The sequence below is a fragment of the Phocaeicola acetigenes genome, assembly GCF_027529745.1.
GTDB classification, from domain to species: Bacteria; Bacteroidota; Bacteroidia; order Bacteroidales; family Bacteroidaceae; genus Phocaeicola; species Phocaeicola acetigenes.
In genome coordinates, this window is record NZ_JAPZVM010000001.1 from 179342 (window position 1) to 200950 (window position 21609).

Annotated in this window: 15 protein-coding genes; 4 read left to right on the top strand and 11 right to left on the bottom strand. The window is 42.6% G+C overall.

All coding sequences use genetic code 11. The annotated features are described in order from the left end of the window. Window positions 1-9 precede the first annotated feature (9 nt). On the bottom strand, window positions 10-2325 hold the full coding sequence (locus O6P32_RS00785) for a DEAD/DEAH box helicase (RefSeq protein WP_269876323.1): 2316 nt from the start codon (window positions 2323-2325) through the stop codon (window positions 10-12). Further along, complete coding sequence (locus tag O6P32_RS00790; protein ID WP_269876324.1) at window positions 2322-3047, bottom strand: hypothetical protein; 726 nt, start codon at window positions 3045-3047, stop codon at window positions 2322-2324. Before O6P32_RS00790 ends, O6P32_RS00785 begins: the two co-directional genes overlap by 4 nt. 322 nt (window positions 3048-3369) lie before the next feature. Between O6P32_RS00790 and O6P32_RS00795 the strand changes: the two genes are divergently transcribed. The 4 genes from O6P32_RS00795 (at window position 3370) to O6P32_RS00810 (ending at window position 11183) form a co-directional block, all read left to right on the top strand. Further along, complete coding sequence (locus O6P32_RS00795; protein WP_269876325.1) at window positions 3370-3585, top strand: helix-turn-helix transcriptional regulator; 216 nt, start codon at window positions 3370-3372, stop codon at window positions 3583-3585. A gap of 72 nt (window positions 3586-3657) precedes the next feature. Beyond that, window positions 3658-6804: a BPTD_3080 family restriction endonuclease gene (locus O6P32_RS00800; protein WP_269876326.1), complete on the top strand. Its 3147-nt coding sequence runs from the start codon at window positions 3658-3660 to the stop codon at window positions 6802-6804. Beyond that, window positions 6801-9401: a site-specific DNA-methyltransferase gene (locus O6P32_RS00805; protein ID WP_269876327.1), complete on the top strand. Its 2601-nt coding sequence runs from the start codon at window positions 6801-6803 to the stop codon at window positions 9399-9401. Before O6P32_RS00800 ends, O6P32_RS00805 begins: the two co-directional genes overlap by 4 nt. Before the next feature lie 33 nt (window positions 9402-9434). Next, window positions 9435-11183, top strand: coding sequence for a hypothetical protein (locus O6P32_RS00810; RefSeq protein ID WP_269876328.1), 1749 nt, complete (start codon window positions 9435-9437; stop codon window positions 11181-11183). Between the two features lie 157 nt (window positions 11184-11340). On the opposite strand, the gene O6P32_RS00815 is transcribed toward O6P32_RS00810, so the two are convergent. From O6P32_RS00815 to O6P32_RS00855, 9 genes are all read right to left on the bottom strand, one after another. Then, entirely contained in the window at window positions 11341-12432 is a 1092-nt protein-coding gene (locus O6P32_RS00815; RefSeq protein ID WP_269876329.1) for an HNH endonuclease signature motif containing protein, read from the bottom strand. A gap of 51 nt (window positions 12433-12483) precedes the next feature. Beyond that, on the bottom strand, window positions 12484-14622 hold the full coding sequence (locus O6P32_RS00820) for a DNA/RNA helicase domain-containing protein (protein ID WP_269876330.1): 2139 nt from the start codon (window positions 14620-14622) through the stop codon (window positions 12484-12486). Window positions 14623-14904: 282 nt separating this feature from the next. Then, the gene (locus O6P32_RS00825) at window positions 14905-16113 is read right to left on the bottom strand and encodes a relaxase/mobilization nuclease domain-containing protein (protein WP_269876331.1); all 1209 of its coding nucleotides are present in this window, start codon (window positions 16111-16113) and stop codon (window positions 14905-14907) included. Further along, window positions 16110-16529, bottom strand: coding sequence for a plasmid mobilization protein (locus O6P32_RS00830; RefSeq protein ID WP_269876332.1), 420 nt, complete (start codon window positions 16527-16529; stop codon window positions 16110-16112). Before O6P32_RS00830 ends, O6P32_RS00825 begins: the two co-directional genes overlap by 4 nt. A gap of 316 nt (window positions 16530-16845) precedes the next feature. Continuing rightward, the gene (locus O6P32_RS00835; protein ID WP_269876333.1) at window positions 16846-17916 is read right to left on the bottom strand and encodes an AAA family ATPase; all 1071 of its coding nucleotides are present in this window, start codon (window positions 17914-17916) and stop codon (window positions 16846-16848) included. 2 nt (window positions 17917-17918) lie between these two features. Next, the gene (locus tag O6P32_RS00840; protein WP_016273330.1) at window positions 17919-18293 is read right to left on the bottom strand and encodes a helix-turn-helix domain-containing protein; all 375 of its coding nucleotides are present in this window, start codon (window positions 18291-18293) and stop codon (window positions 17919-17921) included. Between the two features lie 101 nt (window positions 18294-18394). Further along, window positions 18395-19237 carry a hypothetical protein gene (locus O6P32_RS00845; protein ID WP_269876334.1) on the bottom strand — a complete coding sequence of 281 codons (843 nt, stop codon included), beginning with the start codon at window positions 19235-19237 and terminating at the stop codon, window positions 18395-18397. A 168-nt stretch (window positions 19238-19405) separates the two neighbouring features. Continuing rightward, window positions 19406-20521, bottom strand: coding sequence for a tyrosine-type recombinase/integrase (locus O6P32_RS00850; protein WP_087394634.1), 1116 nt, complete (start codon window positions 20519-20521; stop codon window positions 19406-19408). A 117-nt stretch (window positions 20522-20638) separates the two neighbouring features. Next, complete coding sequence (locus tag O6P32_RS00855) at window positions 20639-21517, bottom strand: helix-turn-helix domain-containing protein (RefSeq protein WP_269876335.1); 879 nt, start codon at window positions 21515-21517, stop codon at window positions 20639-20641. Between the last annotated feature and the right edge of the window lie 92 nt (window positions 21518-21609).

Sequence of the window (21609 nt, forward strand, 5' to 3'; positions counted from 1 at the left end):
TTTTATCTGCTATAAATATCTTTCAATAAGAATTCTATGATCTTCAGATAGGTGTTCAATATTTTTGAATGTTATTTGATTTTCATCGATTGTTTCTATACAAGGTACTAGCCATTCAAAATCGTCCGCAGAAAATCCATATTTAAGTAGCCAAATCTCTGTTATATCAGTTGTCCCAAATTGTATAAAGTTCGATAAGTCAAGAGCAAGTGGGTCTTGTGTTGCTTGGTAATATAGTTTCAAGACAGCACAAATAGGAGTTGCCAGAGATAGATTAATTACTTTATCAATATAGTCATATGTATCATATACGAGTAAATCATATTTAAATGAATGAGGTGATGTTTGGAATAACGTAACATTCCGTGCATTTCTGTTGGGAAGGGATATTGCAATAGGAGTTCTTTTTAGTGTTAATTGTCCTAGTTCAATTGTTTTTTGCTCTTCTGTAATATCCCCATTTCTATATCTTCTGTTGATTTCTGCTTTTTTCGATTTTTGTTGAATATAGCTTTGTCTTAAAGAAACAATTTCTTTAAAAGATTTTCCTTGTACTCTCCATAGAAGCATTGGGATAGAGGCGCTAAGCACTGTTTTTTCGGCAGGCGTTAATTCTTGTCTTCGTAAGTGTACGACATATATTCTTCTGAAGTGCTCTTTAATACGATTCCTTTCGACGGTCGGTATTTCGTAATATTTATCTGCAGAAATTAATCTGCCTCTGTTAAATAATTTTTCTAAGATATAAGCTACATCATTAAACACATCAGAATCCAGAATTCGTTGTTTTTGAGATTCAGTAATCTTTAGATCATTATTAAATGTATTGTTTTGAATAGCCTCGATTATATCTTTATGATCTTCTGGTGCAGCATCTATATTTTCGGATAATGCTGATATCTCGGATAGTGTACTTGGATTAATTAAACGATTGCAGAATGTATTCTTATGAGATTCTGATATAACTACATATCCATAATCGAACACATTTGAATTATTAGTAGTTCTTCCAGCTCTGCCAATTAGATTTTTTAAGTCTAAACGTTTTTTGTCTTCTGAACCATTAAAAACAAAGTTATCAATCCATACGACATCAAAAGGCATATTGATCCCTTGAATCAGAGTTGATGTAGCAAAGCATATTTTTGCGAAGCCACCAGCAACGAATTCTTCAATCATCCATCGCATTTTTAATGGCATTGAGCCATGATGAAGCACAATACCTCTTTTCATCAGAGACAGAAGAAGTGAGTGCTTATCACCATGTAGCGAGCCGCCAATATATTCTTTTAGCCTTTCAAAAATAACTAATGCTTTGGCATCTTTTATTTCATCACATTGATCTATGTACTCTTTAAAATCTTGCATAAATTCTTCAGAGTACAGTTTGTCTTTTGAGACATAGACCAAAACACTTCCATTATTATTTAGGCAATCAAGGATAACATCATTGACAATTATAGAATCTGTATCCTGAAATGGGGAGAACAGCTTGAATGTATTTTCCTTCTTGGTGTAGTATAATTTACCTACAGAATTTTGTTTATATACTTTATATGAAATGCGGTCGACTAAGTTGTTTCTTGTAAGTTGTGCTTCAGGATTTGATACGAACGGATGAGCAAATACCTTTTTTGCGTTAGGAATATAAAATTCACACTTTCTTACCAATGCATCAAATAGCATTCCTCTATATGCATCCTCAGTAATCTGTGCTTCATCGAATAATATAAGGCCTATATTTAAAGATCCTAATATAGGAAAAACATCATCAGCTCTTTCTGGGGTGACGATATATATGCGTCTATTAACTTTATTACGATTAACGTCTTCTATGAATTGTAATACAAGGACGTTTTTGGGGACAATTTTTCTAATTGTGTTGATATATTCAGCAATGAGTGCACGAGAGGGTAAAACTATAACAACATCATTGTCAACAATTGACAATAAGGATCTAAATAGAAAGGACTTACCGCTGCTTGTGGGAGCTGAAAAAGAGAAAATTTTATTGTTGTTAATCTCTTTAAATTCACTCGCTTGTACTGGAGTGAAATCAAAACTTGTTGCCTGTTTTATTGTATCACGATGAAACTTATAGGATAGTTCAATAATAGACTGAGGTTCTGTAGTTTTATAGAACAGTCCCATTAGATACATTAATTGATGTTCATAATCTTTAAACAAGTCTGGATAAAACTTCTTGATGCAAGCTAATGTTTCTAGATGGCATGCTGAAACTGGACCAGACTTATGTATATCTATTAAGATATTATCCATTAATTCTTTAAGATAGGATATATCTTCGTTTCTTTTGACAATCATACTATTTCTACTGTAATTAGATAGACTTCTGGATAATTAAGTAAAGCGCTAAATGTAGGATATTTAATAGCATTTTCTATTATATGCGGCAGGTTTCGTGCATTAACAGAGAATGCTGCGGCAAATCCTAATTGACCTGTTAAAACATTGCGCGCTGCATTCTCTGTTGCCAATACTCTTAGATGTCGAAGCTCTCGTTGCATCTTATTATCATTAATGAAATCGCGTATTTGATTAAATGCGTCATAATATCCATTTTGAGTACTTTTATATTTGGCTTCTCCATATACAATTATATCGGAAGTACTTAATGTATGGAAGTCAAAACCAGGATTACCTTTTACTTGTTCTTTCCATAATTCCGCTATTGGAATCTTTGTGTGAGTAAGTCCTTGGACTAGAGCTTCTTGTGCATTCATTGAAACTAAATATTCACCTAAGTCATCTTTTAGAGTCCCTGGTATATAAGAATCGCTCAAATATTCTTTAATTATCATATTGCACAAATCTTTGATAGTAGGTTCTGCGCAAGCACGATAATTGGCTTTGTCTATGTCGTCAAGTGTTGCCAACCAACTAGTATCTTGAAGCCATGTTATTATTTGCATAGCCTCGGTCGGAATTTGTGCCCTTGATATCTGTATATCAAGTTCAATCACACATGGATGAGGTGGTAGTCCATAATGAGTTAAATCAATACGTTGGATATTTATGACGTTCATATGTAAGTTATCTATTAAATTCTTCGTATGCTTACAGAAATCAGAAAGAGGGGACCGTCAACGAACTACTTTGGAAGTACGAATGTTGTTCTCTAATATGATTTCTTTATCTGGGATAAACTGGCGTTTCATATTTGGGTGTAGTTTATTTAAAATTGCAATTTTCTTATATATGCAAATATACAGACTATTTGCCATAACATTAGTAATTGCAACCCTCAATAATAAACTTAGAGAGGAAAATATGAGATTTAACTCGCGAGAACTTTTATTTTATGGTAAGTTTCAATATTTTTGCATTAAACTATAAGTATTTTGGTTTATGAAGCAACTCAACAGGATAAAGATAGTATTGGTAGAGCAAAATAAAACAGCTAAATGGCTATCAGAGCAGATTGGTAAAAATCCCTGTTCTGTATCTCGTTGGTGTACCAATAGCTCTCAACCCGATTTAGAAACGCTATTTCGTATAGCCGAGATTCTAAAAGTGGATGTGAGGGAGTTGATTCATGTCGAAAAAGATCAAATGAGCAATTAATATGGTCTTGATGTTGTCCCAGCATGGCAAAGGTATAAGAAGGGACAATAGTTTTAATGCAAAATATCTAAAATGAAAGCATCTGATAATATAAGTCCTATCTTGAATAATCCCTATGAGGAACCAAAGTGGCATTATGATGTTACTTTCGATGGCAATCTCGATTATTCAAGGATTTTGGCAGGCAGAAGGCCGTACGCAGCCAATCTTACAGTTGTTCCGAACACAACTCCTAATAAAGCATTATTTTCGGCAGAAGACATTTCACTGGATGATGAGAATGCGAACTTTATAAATGGCATTAGACAAGTTGTAAAAGAATGGAGAGAGCAAGGTTATCCAAAGGTTACCCGTACAACTCGTGATCTTCTGGAGTTTTGGTTCTCTAACCCGGAAAGAGAGCTCAGCAAATCTCTTTTCTTCTGTCAACGGGAGGCTGTGGAAACGGCTATCTACCTTAACGAAGTGGCTCCTCGTGATCCTAATTTGGGTAGAAGCATCCTTCATGAACTTGACATGCGCAGACAAACCGTATCGGATCTGTATGAAGATGTTTTACCGCGTACAGCGTTTAAGATGGCCACTGGCACAGGAAAGACTGTCGTAATGGCCATGCTAATCCTGTATCATTATGTAAACAAGAAAGAAAACCCTCAGGATACACGGTTTGCAGATCATTTTTTGATTGTGGCGCCGGGCATCACTATCCGAGATCGACTTGGTGTTCTGTATATTGATGCGTCCGGTAAATCGGCTTATGATAAATTGGATTACTATCACCAACGGGAACTTATACCTGAGAAATATGTCCGGTTGTTTGGTGGGCTTAATTCTGTAATCACTATCACCAATTATCATCAGTTTGAGCCCAAAGTTTACACAGGCAAGAAATCAAGTCCTTTTGACGGGAAACTCAAATATGAGGATGGCGAGATGGTCAAGCAAAAGGACAAGGAAGAATTTACCTCTGTTCTGTCTCGTCTTCTCGGCAAAAATATGAAGGGGAAGCGCATCGTTGTGATCAACGACGAGGCGCACCATTGTTATCTCCCTAAAGATTCCGGTTCAAAAAGAAGATCGGAGGAGGAACAGGAGACCGACGAGGAGAACAAGAACGCCATGGTATGGTATGAGGGATTGCGTCAGATGAAAAAACTGGGCTATAAAGTTCAAGAGGTATATGATCTCTCCGCAACGCCGTACTATTTGAAAGGATCGGGTTATACGCCATATTCTTTGTTCCCGTGGGTCGTTAGTGATTTTGGCCTTGTGGATGCCATAGAGAGTGGACTTGTCAAGATTCCGTTCCTGCCGACCATGGATTCATCGCATGACCTCGATGAGCCTAAATTGCGTAATATATACCAGCACATCAGTAAGGAGTTGCCTAAAAAAGGCCAGAAAAAGGCCAAGAAGGAGGCTAAAGAGAACGGCGAGGAGCGCCCTTTGGGCGAGAAAGCCCCCAATCTACCTTCCTTGCTGAATCTTGCGTTGGAGCAGTTTGTCAAGGATTATGAAGATTACGACAAGGGAATAAGACAAAGTAACGAAGCTGTAAAGAACTTGTTTACGGCACCTCCTGTCTTCATCGTCGTTTGTAACAACACGACTGTTTCCAAAGAGGTGTTTAAATATATGGCTGGATATGAAACGGTCGATACCGAAGGAAAGACCGTCTATATAGACGGGCATTTTGATATTTTCTCCAATTACCAAAATGGCATCCCCAAAAGAAGACAGCCATCGCTTCTTATCGACAGCATTGCCATTGACGAGGCAGGAGCAATCGTTGACGATGATTTCAAAAAGGTTTTTGCCAATGAGATTCAACAGTTCAAACGTGAATATGCTACTCTTCATGGCTCCGGAAGTGCGGATACCCTTTCCGATGGGGACATTCTCCGGGAAGTAGTCAACAGCGTAGGTAAACAGGGAAAACTTGGACAGGATATTCGTCTTGTCGTTTCTGTCTCCATGCTTACCGAGGGTTGGGATGCAAATACGGTAACCCATATCTGTGGGGTGCGAGCTTTTGGTTCGCAGCTTCTGTGCGAGCAAGTTGCCGGTCGTGCATTGCGCCGTCAAAATTACAATCTGGTAGCATACGATAAGGAGGGGAACGAGATTGATCCGAAGAATATTAAGAAATACAAGAAGGAAAATATCGTCTATAAGTTTCCTCCCGAATATGCCCACATTATTGGAGTGCCGTTTAAGACCTTCAAGGGAGGAGGGGCCGGTACTCCGCCGCCGCAGAAGCCGAAGACGGTTATTCGGGCTCTTGATGAAAGGAAGGATCTGGAGATCCGATTCCCCAATATCGTAGGCTACCGTAGTGAGAACGAAATGGGACATATTGATGCCGATTATACGGGCGAACCGAAGTTCAAACTGAACTTTACGGAGATTCCCGAGGAGACCATTCTGTCAACGCCCATCGGTGATGATATGAAGGTGCTGAAAAAGGATTACCATGATCTGCGCGACGCCCAGGTTGTATATGTTCTTACGCAAAGACTGATCCAGCAATATTATACCGACCATGAAAAGGGCCGCGAATTCCAACTCTTCGGGCAACTGAAACGGATTGTCGAGAAGTGGTATAATACCCAGATTGAGGTTATCGGAGGCGATGGTTCAGTCGAGATGCGCCGACTGGTTATATTCTGGAATCAGAAAGAGACGGCAACCTCGATATATGAGGGAATCCGAAGGGCCAATACCGACAGCGAACAGATCAAAGCGGTTCTGAACTATTACAATCCCGAGGGCAGCACACGCTATGTGTACGGTGCAACATCGAAAGAGGTCTATCCAACGGTAAAGAGCCATGTCAATTATGTGGTGGCCGACACGGACTCCTGGGAGCAGATTGCCGCCAAGACATTGGAGGAACTGCCGCAGGTGGTGCGCTATGTGAAGAATCATTTTCTTGACTTCAAGATCCCGTATCTTATCGGTGCCATCGAGCATCTGTATGTGCCCGATTTTATTGCGGTGGTTAAAACGAAGAGCGGCGCAGAGGTGAATCTTATCATTGAGATCTCGGGCCTCTCCAACGACAGACTGGGGCACAAGGATTTCAAGCGTAAATACGCCAAGGATTTCTGGCTTCCTGCCGCAAATAATCTCGGGACCCATGGCGTGTGGTATTACATTGAGGTGACCGATATTGATAATATAAAAGCTATATTAACCCATAAAATCAACTCGTTATGAGCAACAAAAACAACAATATATATCCCGTAGGAGCTATCAAGCACGACGAAGAACACCGTGCATCCATCCCCACGACCGAGCTGGCCGGTGAGGAGTCGTTGGTCGTGGAGTCCATGACCCCAGAAGGCCGGTATTCGCAGTTCAAACACGAGTTCGATCGTGGACGGGATCCAGAGCTCTATTGGCTGGATAAGTACAAGAACGATGACGAGGAGACCCAGTCTTCCGATTTGCGGGTCGATACGCGCTCTTTGTATCGCCATGAGGAGATTCGTCCCGAGATGATTATCAATCAGCTTTATACAATAAAGTCCGATGATAATGCATCCGGTATGGCTTCACTTTTTGGCAATGAGATGCCGAAAACGACGTATGAAGACGAATTTCAGCGTATTACCGAATATTATAAACACAATGCCGACTGGCGCAATCGGTTGATCCAGGGCGATTCTCTTCTGGTGATGAACTCTCTGTTACAACGGGAGGGAATGGCTGGCCGGGTGCAGATGATCTATATCGATCCGCCCTACGGCATCAAGTATGGCTCCAACTGGCAGATGAAACTTAATAACCGCGATGTCAAGGAAAACGACGAGTCGTTGTCTGGTGAGCCGGAGATGATTAAGGCCTTCCGGGATACCTGGGAACTGGGTATCCACAGCTATCTCTCTTACCTGCGCGATCGCCTTGTGCTTGCCCGTGAACTGCTTACCGAATCAGGCTCCTGCTTTGTGCAGATTTCGGATGACAATGTGCATCTTGTCCGGAATCTGATGGATGAGGTATTTGGAAGTGAGAACTTTGTTAGCCAAATTACTACTAAAAAAAGCGGTGGTATGAGTGAGCAAATTATTAATAATATTTCTGATTTTATCTTGTGGTATGCCAAAGATAAATCAAATATGAAATCTCGTAAATTATTTATACCAAAATCTCTTTCCATTGGCCCTGGCGCAAGGTATAACAGAATTGAAGAAGTTGATGGAACTTTTCGCCCTATATCACTTGAAGAACGTATCTCTCCCAATTTGATACCCAAAGGCGCAAGAGTTTTTTTAGGTGGTCCACTGACTTCTCAAACCCCAAGTGCTTCTACTGTATATCCATTTGAATTTAAAGGGAAGATATATTCTCCTGGGAATAGAGGTTGGAGTACCAATATACAAGGTATGAAACGTCTAGTAGAACGTAACAGAATTTTTGAAACAGCTGGATCCATTAATTTCAAATTGTATTATGATGATTTTCCTGTGGTAAATCTGACAAATCTATGGGATGATACAATGGGGACAGCTGAACAAAATAAACAATATGTATGTCAAACCTCGACAAAGCCTATACAGCGTTGTGTGTTAATGACCACCGATCCCGGCGATTTGGTGCTTGATCCGACCTGCGGCAGTGGTACCACTGCATACGTGGCCGAGCAGTGGGGACGTCGTTGGATTACGATAGACACCTCGCGCATTGCCCTCAATATCGCCAAGAAACGTTTGACAACGGCGGTCTTCCCCTATTACGAGCTGTTTGACAAGGAGCATGGCAATATCCGTCAGGGTTTTGTCTATAAGACGGTTCCGCATATCACGCTGAAATCTCTGGCCAATGATCTGGAACCCGATGAAGAAATTCTGTATGACCAGCCCAATGAGGACAAGAAGAAGATGCGTGTCGCAGGGCCCTTTACCGTGGAGACGCTGCAAAGTTTCAATGTGGTAAATCCGGATGCGATCGGGGTGGACGAACGGAACGAAACGGAGGATTTTCAGGAGCGGGTATTTGCACACCTTAAGTCGTCGGGTATTCGCAACGGTGCCAAGAACGAGCAGGCCATATTCTACAATATCGAGGCGGTGGCCAATCCCTACCTGCATGCCAAAGGATACTACAAGGATGCGGAGGACAAGGAACGTCTGGCTTATTTCCACATCGGTCCCAAGTTCGGATCGGTGAGTAAGCGTGCCGTGAGCGAGGCGCTCAAGGAGTTCCGCGGGATCGCCCTTAATGAAGGGGCTTCCTGGTTGTGTGTGCTTGGTTTCTCATTTGAGGACAACATCAATGAGAAGGATTATAATTTGGGTTCGTTTGTTGTAAGCAAAGTACGTATGCATGACGATCTGATGCAAGACGGACTGCTGAAGAAAGACAAAGGAGCTGGAACTTTCATTACTATTGGAGAGCCAGATATTGCAATTGTTGAAGACGAAGGAGGTAAAACAGTCCATGTTGAGATTCAGGGACTTGATATTTATGACCCGATTAAAGATATTGTCAAACCCCGTTCTGTAGAAGATATTGCCTATTGGGAAATTGATGATGATTATAATGGAGAACAATTTATTGTCAGAGGTCTGCATTTCTGTGGCGGTTCGAAGAAGGAGTTCGAAGCCTGGAGAAAAGGTCTGCAATCGGTCGCCCCGGGTAAAAACAAAAAAGGAATCGAGAAAACGCTGCGAATCGTTTTCAACGAAGAGATGTGGGATACCCTTTATGATTTCCGCAGCCATCCGATAGAGAAACGAGCCGGTCGCAAGATTGCGGTCCGTGTCATCTCGCAGTTCGGCGAAGAGTCAACGAAGGTGCTTACAATAGAATGAGGTGTTGTTAGCCGTAATTTTGTTTGATAAAAGATGGTTATAAACGAGATACATATAGAAAATGTAAAAGGGCTGCAGAGTTTTGATCTCAAGCAGCCTATACAGCCTAATCGTCCTAATATTTTGGTAGCGCCTAATGGTTTTGGAAAAACATCTCTGGCTGTTGCGTTCAATTCATTGAAAAGTAATTGTTTGGAACTTGAAGGGACAAACAGTTACAATGGAGATGACACGAATCTTCCTGTTTTAAGATTAAAACTAAGCACAGGAAGAATTTTAGAGGCAGATCGTAACCATAATACGATCTCTGACGATTTTGACGTCTTTGTCATTAATTGTCAACTTAAACCGAAGGCGACAGCTCAACGGTACGGAGGTAGGCTTATTCCAAGGGCCTCGATGGATATTAGGCCTACCGTTATGATTAAAACGATTCCCCCAAAAATAAACTTTGATTATTCGTTTACGAGAAACAAACGAGATTTTGGAGCAAATGGTAAATTATTAACAGATATCTCAGATATTTATAATAATCCTAACTTAATGATCCAGATCTCTGAGAAAGTAAATTTTGGAGAGTTTGGCTTAGTGCGGTTTAGAACTCCTTTTGATGCAATAATAACACGAATCAATAATATTGATAGCAGGAAAACGGCCCGAAGTATTAAAGATGAAATTAATAGGGAGAATATTATAGACATCAATAATCAAGCGTTCGCTAATTTGTGTGATATAATAAGAAGAAAAAGGGCCTTTGATAATAGTGTTGATGTCTTTCTTGCTGCATGGCAAATTATTCATGTTAGAAATAACATGGGGGTAAATTATAGAAAAGCACTGGAGTATGCGGCCTTTCTAAAAAAACAAGCAGAGATAGATTCTACCCTTAAAAAGTTAAATCCTGTAAGTGATAGATTTGAAATTAAGTCTACAATCAAGGATCGTTCATTAATCATTGAATGGCCCAAAGCAGATATGATTTCAAATGGTCAACGTGACATTCTTACGTTTATATCTAGATTAATGGAATGTCATTATAAGGAATCAAAAGCTTGTATCCTTGTTATTGATGAGTTCTTTGATTATTTGGATGATGCAAATCTTGTTGCATTTCAATATTATGTGTCCACTTTAATAGATAATTATAGAAAAAATAAACGAGTCATATTTCCGATCCTGCTAACTCATATAGACCCTAATTACCTAAAACATTTTTGTTTCAATGACAAACGACTCAATGTTTGTTATTTAAAAGAGAGCAAAGGTCGAATTAGTGATAAGATGAGTCAGCTTATTGGAACAAGGGAAGATCCTTTGATTAAGAATGAAGTGGATACATATTTTTTGCATTACCACCCCGATTTGGATAGAGTTGATATTACAGACAAATTTGTAAGCTTATCACTGAATAGCGATTGGGGAAAGCCTGAGAAATTTAAGAAAAAAGTCGATAGGGAATTACGTCGATATTTGTTTGAACCGGATGAAGTGTATGATCCGTTAGCCGTATGTGTTTCAATGCGGATTAGAATTGAAGAGAACGTGTATAGTCGTATTAGTACAGATGCTGATAAAGAGAAATTTCTTGCTACACATGGGACAACCGAAAAGTTAAATTATGCACATGATTTAGGAGTTCTGATACCCGAAACATACTATCTGCTTGGAATCATCTATAACCATCCTTTACATCTTGAGGGTGATAATGATATCTCAAAACAATTAAGTATAAAATTGGAGAATAACACTATCAAAAGTATGATTCGGCATCTATGGCCATAAATTATAGTTGGCAATATTCTACTATTAAACTCATGAAAGGAGTGATATGTAAATACTGAATTTCTCGTAAATGAGGAATTCAGTATTTATGGTTTTCTACTGCAGGTCTATTGAATGATTAGGGCCACAATAGTTCCCAATGTATAGAGATAATCTATTAACAATAATCTTCCAGAACATCTCCTCCTGTCCATTCTTTGCCAAGGGATAGCGAGTAGTATTTTTCAGCACCTTCATCAGTGAAGAATGTGCGGATACTTTCGTGTATGTAAAATCCATCTTCGTATCTGATTTCTGTGAGGGCAAAATTGGTTACTCCGCTAGTGGTCGTAAGCACTGCTATATGTGTTTTGTCTAAAGAAAGTTCTGCTTTAATGACTTCTGAATGATAGTATTGATTTTGACAAAATACTGCTGTCGGAATTAAATTTGCTATGTAGTCTTGTAATGGCGTTTTTGTATGAGTGTTGGGACACAAAGGGAACTCTGTTGGGATTTTCCAATGTACTTGTTTTGCTCCTGGCGTTAGAGATTCTTTGAGTGAGAGTTGTTCTTCGTAGTGTCTGGCAGTTTCAGCTTCGATTTCAGCCCGTTGCTGAGCATATGATTTATGTGTCTCTTTTGAATCCCAAGCTAGATTCCAAGATGATCTGAATCCGCTGTCTGGGCTATCTTTGTAGATCCATTCCCCGATTCCTTTGCTTTCATTTGATGATTTTGGGGTAGTGTTATCTTCCGTTGCCCATCTTTCAAGATTTTTAAGGCATTTTGCTGCTTCTTCCTTTGATACAGTACGCATCCAGCCGATATTGGGATCTGATGCAGATTCACGCAGAATGGAGGGATCCGCTAAAAAAGCCTCGATTGAACCACATAAATATTTGATTTTGTTTCTGGTTATGGGGTTGTTGAGAGCATTCTCCAACCGAGTAACCCATGCAAGATTTTCGGGGCGATTGTTACATCTGTTCGTATCTTTGTGATCGATGACCATATGTGAATCATCAGGCGTTCCATGAAACGCTGTTGCGACGATTTGATGAACGCGAACTCCACCATAGAGCATATAACCTGTTTTGTTGTCTTTGTTTCCAAAGGTCCAAGTACAGTCTAGTTTTGATGGCTTACAATCCTTTTTGGGATGCCGATATATTGCACCATTATCTCTAACGGAATAATGGCGTTCTTTGAAATCACATTCTCGAATTTCACTGTATTTAGATAATAATTCTTTAGGTGAGGTTTCCATATATAGTCTTTTGTGAATGTCTTGTCCAAAAATGCATATGCTCAAATTCAATTATATTTCCTCCAACCCTATTGACTTGAGGTATTCGTAGGTACCGTTATAAAACTCAGGTAGTCTGGTCGCATCTTCCGGAAAACCGCCGACAGTTTTGTTGGAATTGCCTTCTGGAACACAAATGACCATGCCGATGCGGGCTCGTGTTAGGAGAACCCGATAGGCATTTAGCATGTATTTCCTTCGTTCAAGGCTGCCTTCGGTTTTACCAGCTTCTTCGCGCCAGGCTGTTCGGCCATTGAAGTTATAATATCGCCATTGTCCGTTTTCGCATCTCAAGTCAGCATCCCAGAGGACGCATGTATAATCCAGCTCTAGACCCTGAACCTGAATCTCGGTTGCAGCGTCCTCGAGGAAATTAGATGAGCGGATGTCGTTTTTATCCTCCAAGAACCAGTGTACGGCATTTTCGTCGCCTTGATCCAGAATATCGACGGCCAATGGTTTGAACCGAGCCGCAGCCTTGCTGACCAGCACACCTGATCGTTGCGAACCTCGGGTGTTCTTACGCAGCCAGGCCCTTGCCTTGGTCATATCTCTTGTTAGTACAATCGGATAGCGCTCTTTTATTGTGTTGTACCATGTAGAAGCATCCGGATTGAAAGAGAGTAAAGAATGTACAAATGCAGAGAGATTTTCAGCTCTGAACGAACGCAGACTAACTCCCAGATGGAGTTCTGGAGAGAACGTGACCTTGTTATTGTCGGCCAATAGTTCATTGACTCGACCTTCGGCATATTCCGCTTCGGTCAGTTTGTCGGAGATATAGATTTGCCAATGTGTAAATTTCTCGTTGAGAGCCTTGATCCACTCTGAAATGCCGGCCTCTCCGGTGTTGATCTCCTGACCGCCACCGACCAGACATACGATTGTTGCCCAATCTTCCCGCTGATCCAAAGACCAAATTAGGAATGCCGCCTCGGAGTAGGGAAAGTTCGGCACCTTGAGTTTGTTCCCATAGGTACCGCCTCGTTTAAGGTAGTCTGCGAGCCTTTTATGCGTCCATGAACGCTGGGCTTCGTCAAAGATGGCCACATGCTCCACCTCACCGTAGCCGGACTTTGCTAGCTTCATTGCTTTCTTCGGGTCAATCTCGAGGACTCCGTTTTCAACGGGGTTCTTGATTTTGGCCAACATATTGTCGCGGTAGCGGTGAATCATCTGTATGAATTTGCCTACCTCCCTCCTGGAGTCTGACATGTTCTTTTTCTCGCCCCGAGCTTTGCATTTCTTCTGATTGTCTATGGCCAAAGCCTCGGTCAGCACTGCGACCAGTGGCCCATTGCCGGATAGGTAGACCGCACCCTCGTCCTCGACCAATTTATCACCATTCTGATAAGACTGTTTGACGGCAACGTCCAATCCGACCAGCGTCTTTCCCGCTCCGGGTACACCGGTTACAAAGCAAATGCTCTTCTCTCCTTTCTCACGACTAGTCTTGATCACATCGAGGATATATGCAATGGTACGGTCGGTTGATACCTTGTCGGCTTCGTGGCGGGTGATGTCCTCTACCGAGTGATTTTCATAGAGTCTCTTGGCCGCTTCAATGATGGTTGGGGTGGGTGAATAAGGGCTAATAATCCAGTCGGCTCCCAGACTGGGATCCGGGGCTATTGCTCCGGCATGAGCCAGAACATCCGTAATGAGTTTTCGCAATCCATTGGCTCCAGTCGCCAATGGGTTGTATATAGAATCATCGTATACCGAGGGAATGAACTCACTTGAACTTGTTCGGAATAGGGTAGGCACGAGAATCGGGACAATGATCCTGTTTTGGCTCAGCAAATGAAAGTTTTTCAGGTCAAGGGCATAATCCAGGACCTGCTCTATATTGGATTGAAGCATCTCCCGCTCTCCGACCTTGAACTCGAAGCAGAAGATCAATCCACGGAGCAGCAGAACGACATCGATCCGTTTCCCAAGTCGCGGAATATCGTACTCGAATATCACTTGTCCATCTTCATCCATCCACGGTTGTAGAACCTCCTGCATGATGTGGATCTCGTTGGCCCATGCTTCATTGGTTGTGGTAAGTGCCGCTCCGTGGTAATTGTTCACAAAATGTCCTAACAGTGCCTCGGGGGACAACTGCAGAAATTTGCGGATTGTGGAATTATATAGACAACGTGCCATATCTGTGTATTAATAATCAAAGCGCTGATGATGTCGCAACGCAATATAATGGGCTGCATTCAGCATATTGATTTGAAATATACAAAGTTAAGACAATTACAACAAATATGTCTTATATTTGCTGTGGAATATACGATCGATATGTGAAAAAGATGCAAAATAGGAAGTGGCACTTTATAAATTTTCCAGATTTATAAAGTAATTTCTCCCATATCCGCCAAGATTGGCGGACTATTAGCGGTCGCACGAGGCGGCCGCTTTTTGTGTGCTTGTTTCATGACTTTATCGTCTTAATCCTGTTCTCGGTTTCTTGCCTAATAGGAGGGTAGCAGCACGTGCACAGCGGCGAGCCCATTGCAGGTCGTCATCGTCCTTGTCCCGCCAGGGAAGATCGCTTTGCGAACCTCCGCCACCACCTCCGGCAGATACGGCCGGCGTATCAAGCATCCCGACAAAGAGTGCTACGGCTATGTCGGTCAGCTCACTGCTGTTGGCAACCTCCCGGTAGTCGAACTCTTCATTGAAATAGTCAAGTACCCGCTCCGGGATATAGAAACGCTGTTCCATTCCGCCATGGGAAGAAAGCGTGTAGGACACCGAGCCGGAACGATAGTAGGTATAATCCATACCGGCTGCCGGTCTTTGAACAGGTTCCGGCCGATGGATTTGAGAAGTATTGACCTGAGTGGCAAGCCTCTCCCGGTAGTGGAGCTTTTGCCACGTACGGGGAAGTTTCGAAATCATCAGGTTACGGGCCACTCCCAGTTCGGAAGCCTTGTATTTGGTATTTCCTTTGAGGATCGCATATCCTCGGAGAACATCTTTCTTATCTTTCCGTTCATATACAGAATAGCCTCTCCGGGCAAGTGCCTTCTTGTATTCTTCCCATGACCACGATGGCATGATTCTCAATACCTCCATGCACTCTCTGCTTACCTCCGGAATGTTGCGACTTCGGATTTCTTCCGCAGTCTTCCAGCCACGTTTCACTGCAACTCGCTCGGCTGCACGTTGTGCCCGAAGATGAATGTTATGGTCATTGTTGATGTTCCCGTTTTCATCAAAACGGCAAATTGCAGCATGGAGATGGGGAACTTTACCTTTGGATTCCATGTGCAGGTAAACCGTGTATTTGCTGTTTGCCAGATTGGTCTGGCAGGAACGGACTTTCCCGTCCTTGCCGCTAATCACTTGTTTGTCGAACTCTTCGGCGAACTCGTGCCAGAGCTTTTTCCAGTCCTCAATGTCATAGAAAGTGGTATGCTCAGGCGATGGACTCAACTCTATTCTGATTATGGAATTCTTTATCGTCCGATACTGGGAAAGGGTCAACTGCATGGAGTTCCATATTCCCATAGCGTCCAGATCAGGGGGCAACAGATTGTCCAATACCCGATATATTTTTTCCGGATGCTTCTTGTGCTTTGATTCGCCAGTAATATAACGAAGGTCATTGATACCGTAAGATATGGCTTTGGCTTTTGCAATCATTTTTCTTCGGATTGAGGGTTGGACGGAATTCTGTTTTTCTCCTTTACGGCTTCCAGAAATTGGCAGACGCCTTCGGCAACATTGGAAAGTTCTCCGAGCCAGCCGATCATGAACGGAATCTGATTGAACATTACCATCCGTTGCTTTGTGGACATTCCGTGAAGTGCGGAGGTATATTTTACGAGATCAGACCGACAATTGTCCAGATTCTGCAGCAGTGCCGCCTCTTCTTTAGTAAGCCGCGCTTTGGGCTTGAAGTTATACGCACATGACAATATGTAGTCGCTTACGGTCATGCCGCATTGTTCGGCCAGTGATTTTATATGTTCTCTCTGGCTGGGAGTGACTTTTGCCCCGACAAAGACGCTTCTTGTTTCTTTCGGGGAAGTTGATGTATTGGCAATATTTTCTTTCATTTGAATCGTTGTTATAATGGTTGAAAAGGTGCGAGCTTGCGAGTACCGTACTGGCGAAGGAACTGAGCAGTCAAGAGCGCCAATGTACAACCGTAACGCAGTGAGGTTATACCTTGGCATATCTCGAAACAGTTACCTGTTTATCCTTCCCCGCAAGCTATATCGGATGCGTATAATGAATTGGCACTTGGACAAGGAAATGCAGGATAATATTATCCACTAAAAGAGGGGAGAAAATGAGTATCTCACATGATGATTTCCTGCCAACTTTGCTTTATTCTAATATATACGCCCCTGCAATAAAGTAAAGTTGTACTCAGTAATGGCATTCTGGATTGAGAATATAATTTTTCCCCTCCTTTATGACCATCTGCTTGTTGCCAAGAAAGGTGGCTACCTTGACTGCCTTGTTGTAGCCGAGCTTTACATTGTGCAATCCGTAAGCTTCCTTCAGACGTTCCAGGTAGTCATCATAGCTGCCGATATTGCCATTGGCAAAAGCGGCATCCACTGCAGCACGATGTACAGGCTCAGGAATCTCCCTCTGCGGATCGAACGGTTCTTTGGTTGGTCGCCCGCTCTTCTTCTCTTTGGACAGATATGGTTCTACCAGTTCGGGCAGGACGTCTTCGTTTATGCGGAAAGCGAAAGGTTCAAAGTCCCGGTCCCGGATGTGCACAGCTTCGACCACACTTATGGCTTTGTCCTCTTTGTCCACTTCTACCTGCAGGATGGTTTCCGCCTTGTTGTTTAGTTCCGTGCCGATGTGACCACGCGCATGTTCATCATTCTTGTTCTGATGCAGGACAGTATGGATATGGATTTGTTTGTCGTCCGTCCACTGCATGAATTTCGAGATAACTTCGGTAGATTCACTGGATGAATTGATGTCGTAAAGGAAATCACGGATGCCATCTATAATGACCAGACCCAAATCAGGTGTGGTGCCGATAGCTTCTTCGACTATCAACAGACGCACTCTTGGTGCAAACTTGCGCAGAGACAACATGATCAGATTCTCCGGCACCTTGTCATCCGGCATTTCCGCCAAACGCAGGATGCGCTTCAGTACCTGTTGACAATGATGGCGTCCCTGCTCCGTGTCGATATACAGAATCTTCCTCTTGTTCTCGGGGAACATGGAACGGTAACGAAGAACAGTGCGGCCACTTAATGCTGATGCGGCAATGGCCGAAACGTTGAAAGTCTTCTTGCTTTTGGCTTTCCCGATGGAAGCGCTGAAATTCCCCAACGTGCCTATAACAGCATCATCCACCATCAACACCGCCGGCGCTTCTTCATAGTTATTCGTGACGCTCACGGCAGCTTCCTCTATAAAAACTGCCAGTTCCTCACGTGAAGGTATCGTTTCGTCCGTCTTCTCCATCATTACCAGTTTTTAAGGTTAGGTTTACGGCGATGGGAAGCGAGCATGGCTTCGTTCTCTTCCTCGAAAGTTTGCGGAGCCGGATTCTTTCGGGAGGATTCCAGCCATTTATCCAGTTCATCCCGATAAATGTATAGATGTTTCCCTTGCTTGATGACTGGAATATCATCTTTTTTGACCTTGTAATAAAAGGTCGATAACGGCATTTTGAGATAGGCGCAAGCTTCCTGCACGGTCATGGGGACGTGCGTGTTTTCTTTGGCTTCATGCTGCTTGGACAGTTTTTCTGTCAGCAGATTTTCCATGCTTGCTATCCGGTCGCAAAGTTCGCCGACTACTGCCGGCAAGTCATTGAATGTAAGTTGGTCTGTTTTCATATTATAACTTTTTAATCGTTTAACATGCTGCGAACCAACCCAATGAAGCTTTGCAGAACAATACAGACCGGATTAATTATTTCATCTGCATACGTTTTTTGTTACGACTCATCGTTATCTGTTTCCAAATGGAAGCAATAGTCTCCCTTTTCAGGTACATCAATTGGAATCTGACTTGCTACCTGATCCCGTAAATTAAGCCTGAGATATTCAATACTCGCGTTTTCAAGTTCGTATGGAAATGATTCTTTGATAAAGACGGCTCTTTTCGCCAATGGTACTCTCAATCGTTCACCTACATTCCACGCCAGATGACGAAGTCCCGGTGACCGTAACGGATTGTCAATATTGGAACGAATCGGTTTGTAGAGTTCCGGCTGATCACAAGCCATGTACTCAATGTTGGAAATGAGAGTCGCTATAGCCTCTTTGGAGAGATAAGGGGCAGTCTTGATGGTTACATATTCCCGAATCGCATCCATAACTTTTACTTGCCTTTTCAGTTCTTTCTCTTTGAGTTCTTCCAGAATGGAATCATACTTTTCCAAATGAGATTCATTGGAACAATCAGGTACGGCAGGCTCTTGATTTGGCTGTAGGGATGGAGAATACTCCTGTTCAGAAGAATCCGCCGGTTGTTCAGTAGGGAGTGTTTCGGCAATACAAACAGGCTCTGTGGTGCTCTCTGATTCTATAACAGGAGAGGATTGTTCACCAAAAGAGAAGTGGATAGGATTTTTCGTCAGCCAATTATAGAAAAATTTCTGCAGGACTCCACACAATATGATGGACATCGCCAGTCCGAGAATTATAGGAGTTGTTATGCGCATGATGTTGATGTCATGGCAAAGGGTAAAATAAGTGGCTATGGCCGCAAAAATGATAACGGATAGCGCAAGGATAAAACTTATTTTCTTAGTTCGGATTTGTTCTGTATTTGTCATCTTCTATCACTATTTGGAATTGCTGTACGTCAAAGTTATGTGCGTTATTTCAGATACTGATAAATAATGAGTTATAATCGTCCGATTTTACACAAAAATTACGGATATAGTCCGATTTTTCGCTCAAAATCAAACTATATCCGCTAAAACAGGTGGTCAAAATGCCTGTCAGTCTTTCCGCATCAGGGTGATTTTCTTGCTGGCTTCACGCTTGTTGCTGTCCACTACTTTCATGTACCTTTGGGTTGTAGTTATACTCTTGTGAGCCATCATGCTTTGTATGGTACGGATGTCCGTTCCGGCAGCCGCTTGCAGCGTAGCGAATGTTCTACGATAGGAGTGGAATGTGATCTTCTTGGTGATTCCAGCCGAACGGATCCACCCTTTCATGTAAGTCTGGGTCCAGCTGCGCTGTAATCCCTTGAATACCATTCCCCGCTTGTCGGGGCTGTAGCCGATCAGGTCCAGTGCTTCCTCGCTGATGGGGATGATGTCCTCGGAGCGGTTCTTCTTGGTGATGATGTGTACGCACTTGCCACCGGCCGAATAGTCCACGATGTCCTCCCAGCAGAGGGCGAGGATGTCGCTGATGCGCAGGCTGGTCATGCACGAGAAGAGGGATGCCGTCTTCAGTACGGGCTTCTTGCAAGGTGTCTCGGCCAGCTTGTAGAGTTCTTCCACTGAAAGATAATCTTTGACTACGTCCTCGGTCTCGATCTTTTCGAGGAAGTCGTTGACGTTGTTGCGGATCAGTCCGTTACGGTAGAGGATTTTCAGAAGTCCCCTGAATGTAGACCAATATCCCGATGCGGAGTTTCGTGTGATGTGTCCGTTACGCTTGAGTTTCTTTGCCGTCAACAGGTACTCACGGAACTTGTTGCAGAGATCAATGTCGAGCTCCTCAAAAGTACATTTCCCATGCACGAAGTTGCTGAAATGGAGATAGACAAATTCCCACTTTGGGTCATGTTTACGGAGCTGATTACGGAAATACTCCAGGAAATCAGCCTTGAGTTTGTACTTGTCGAAGAAATCATACCGTTCATTCACTACCGACTCGAATCTGCGACAACGGATGGCTTCAGCCTTCTCGGCCATTACCTCGTTGAAATCCTGTTCCCGCTTGTTCTTCGGATTGGCATATATATAAATGCCAAGCGATTCATGACGGATAACTTTCATTGTTTCCTTGTCTCTATACCCAGGATAATAATCCAGATAAAACGACAGCATCCTGTTTTTCAAAGGACGTGTTCTTAATGTTACGGTTTTACAATCGTTCATAATGTTATATTTTTTATGGTTGTTGTTAATTCGCTGGCAAATCACTGTAATGTAACCATGCAGACCACCTTCAGTGACGATTAATTTTGGAATAATTTACGGTAGCCTATAATTAGGTCACTTACGGACACCCAAAACCCGGTCAAAGTCCACTTTCAGGAAGCGGACGAAGCGCCCGTTCTTCTCTCGAGGAATCTGATGGAATTGCAGGATATTATAAACTGAGTCACGGGAGAGGTTGAATTTTTCCATTGCCTCCTTGACGGTGTAGTATTCGGCCTTGCTCTCTTCCGCAGAGTTTTTCGAGAGATCGAAGTGGAGTTTGGAGTAGAATATCTGCCCGTGTTCTTTTTTCGAAGGTATGTTGTTACGGTAGACGTGTGAACGGATGGCGACACGTGTCATGCCGTATTTCTCCTGAATATCTTCGGGCGTGTACCATTCCGTCAGGTCAGAGTCCACCTCATATTTGGCAAAGGCAGCATCAATATGTTTCTTGCTGTAATAGTTGAACTGGCGGATTCTCACTTTCGGAACCTTGTGCTGTCGTGTATAAGTCCATACCCATTTGGCATTGACCTTATATTTCTGTGCAATCTCTTCGGCGGTGTAATACTCGGTAATGTCAAAGTCGTTTTTTGCTACCAGCCGTTCATAAGGTTTGCTTTTAAGCATGAGTTCGATGTCGGCTTTCCGTATCAACGACATCTTTCCGCTGAGCCGGGAGGCACGTAGTTTCTCTTCCTTTACCAGTTTGTAGATGTACTGGCGGCTTACCCCCATCAGACGTGCTGCCTGCGAAAAGGTGAAGTATTCCTGCTTTTCCAGCGACGAGCGCAATTCCTGCATCTCCTGCATATGGCGCAGCTCCATCTTCCGTTCCATCATGCGGTGTTTGTAACCTCGTTTCGAGCATTGCGGGCTGCAATAACAGGTTGTTGTTTTCTGTGCGATGAACGGTTTTCCGCACCATTGACAAATTCTTTTTACTTCCATATTTTCGTCCTATTTTCTGCCATTTTACATGAATTTTAATTTCCCTTTTTGTCCACACATGTAAACCATTGTCAACACACGTCAACTAATGC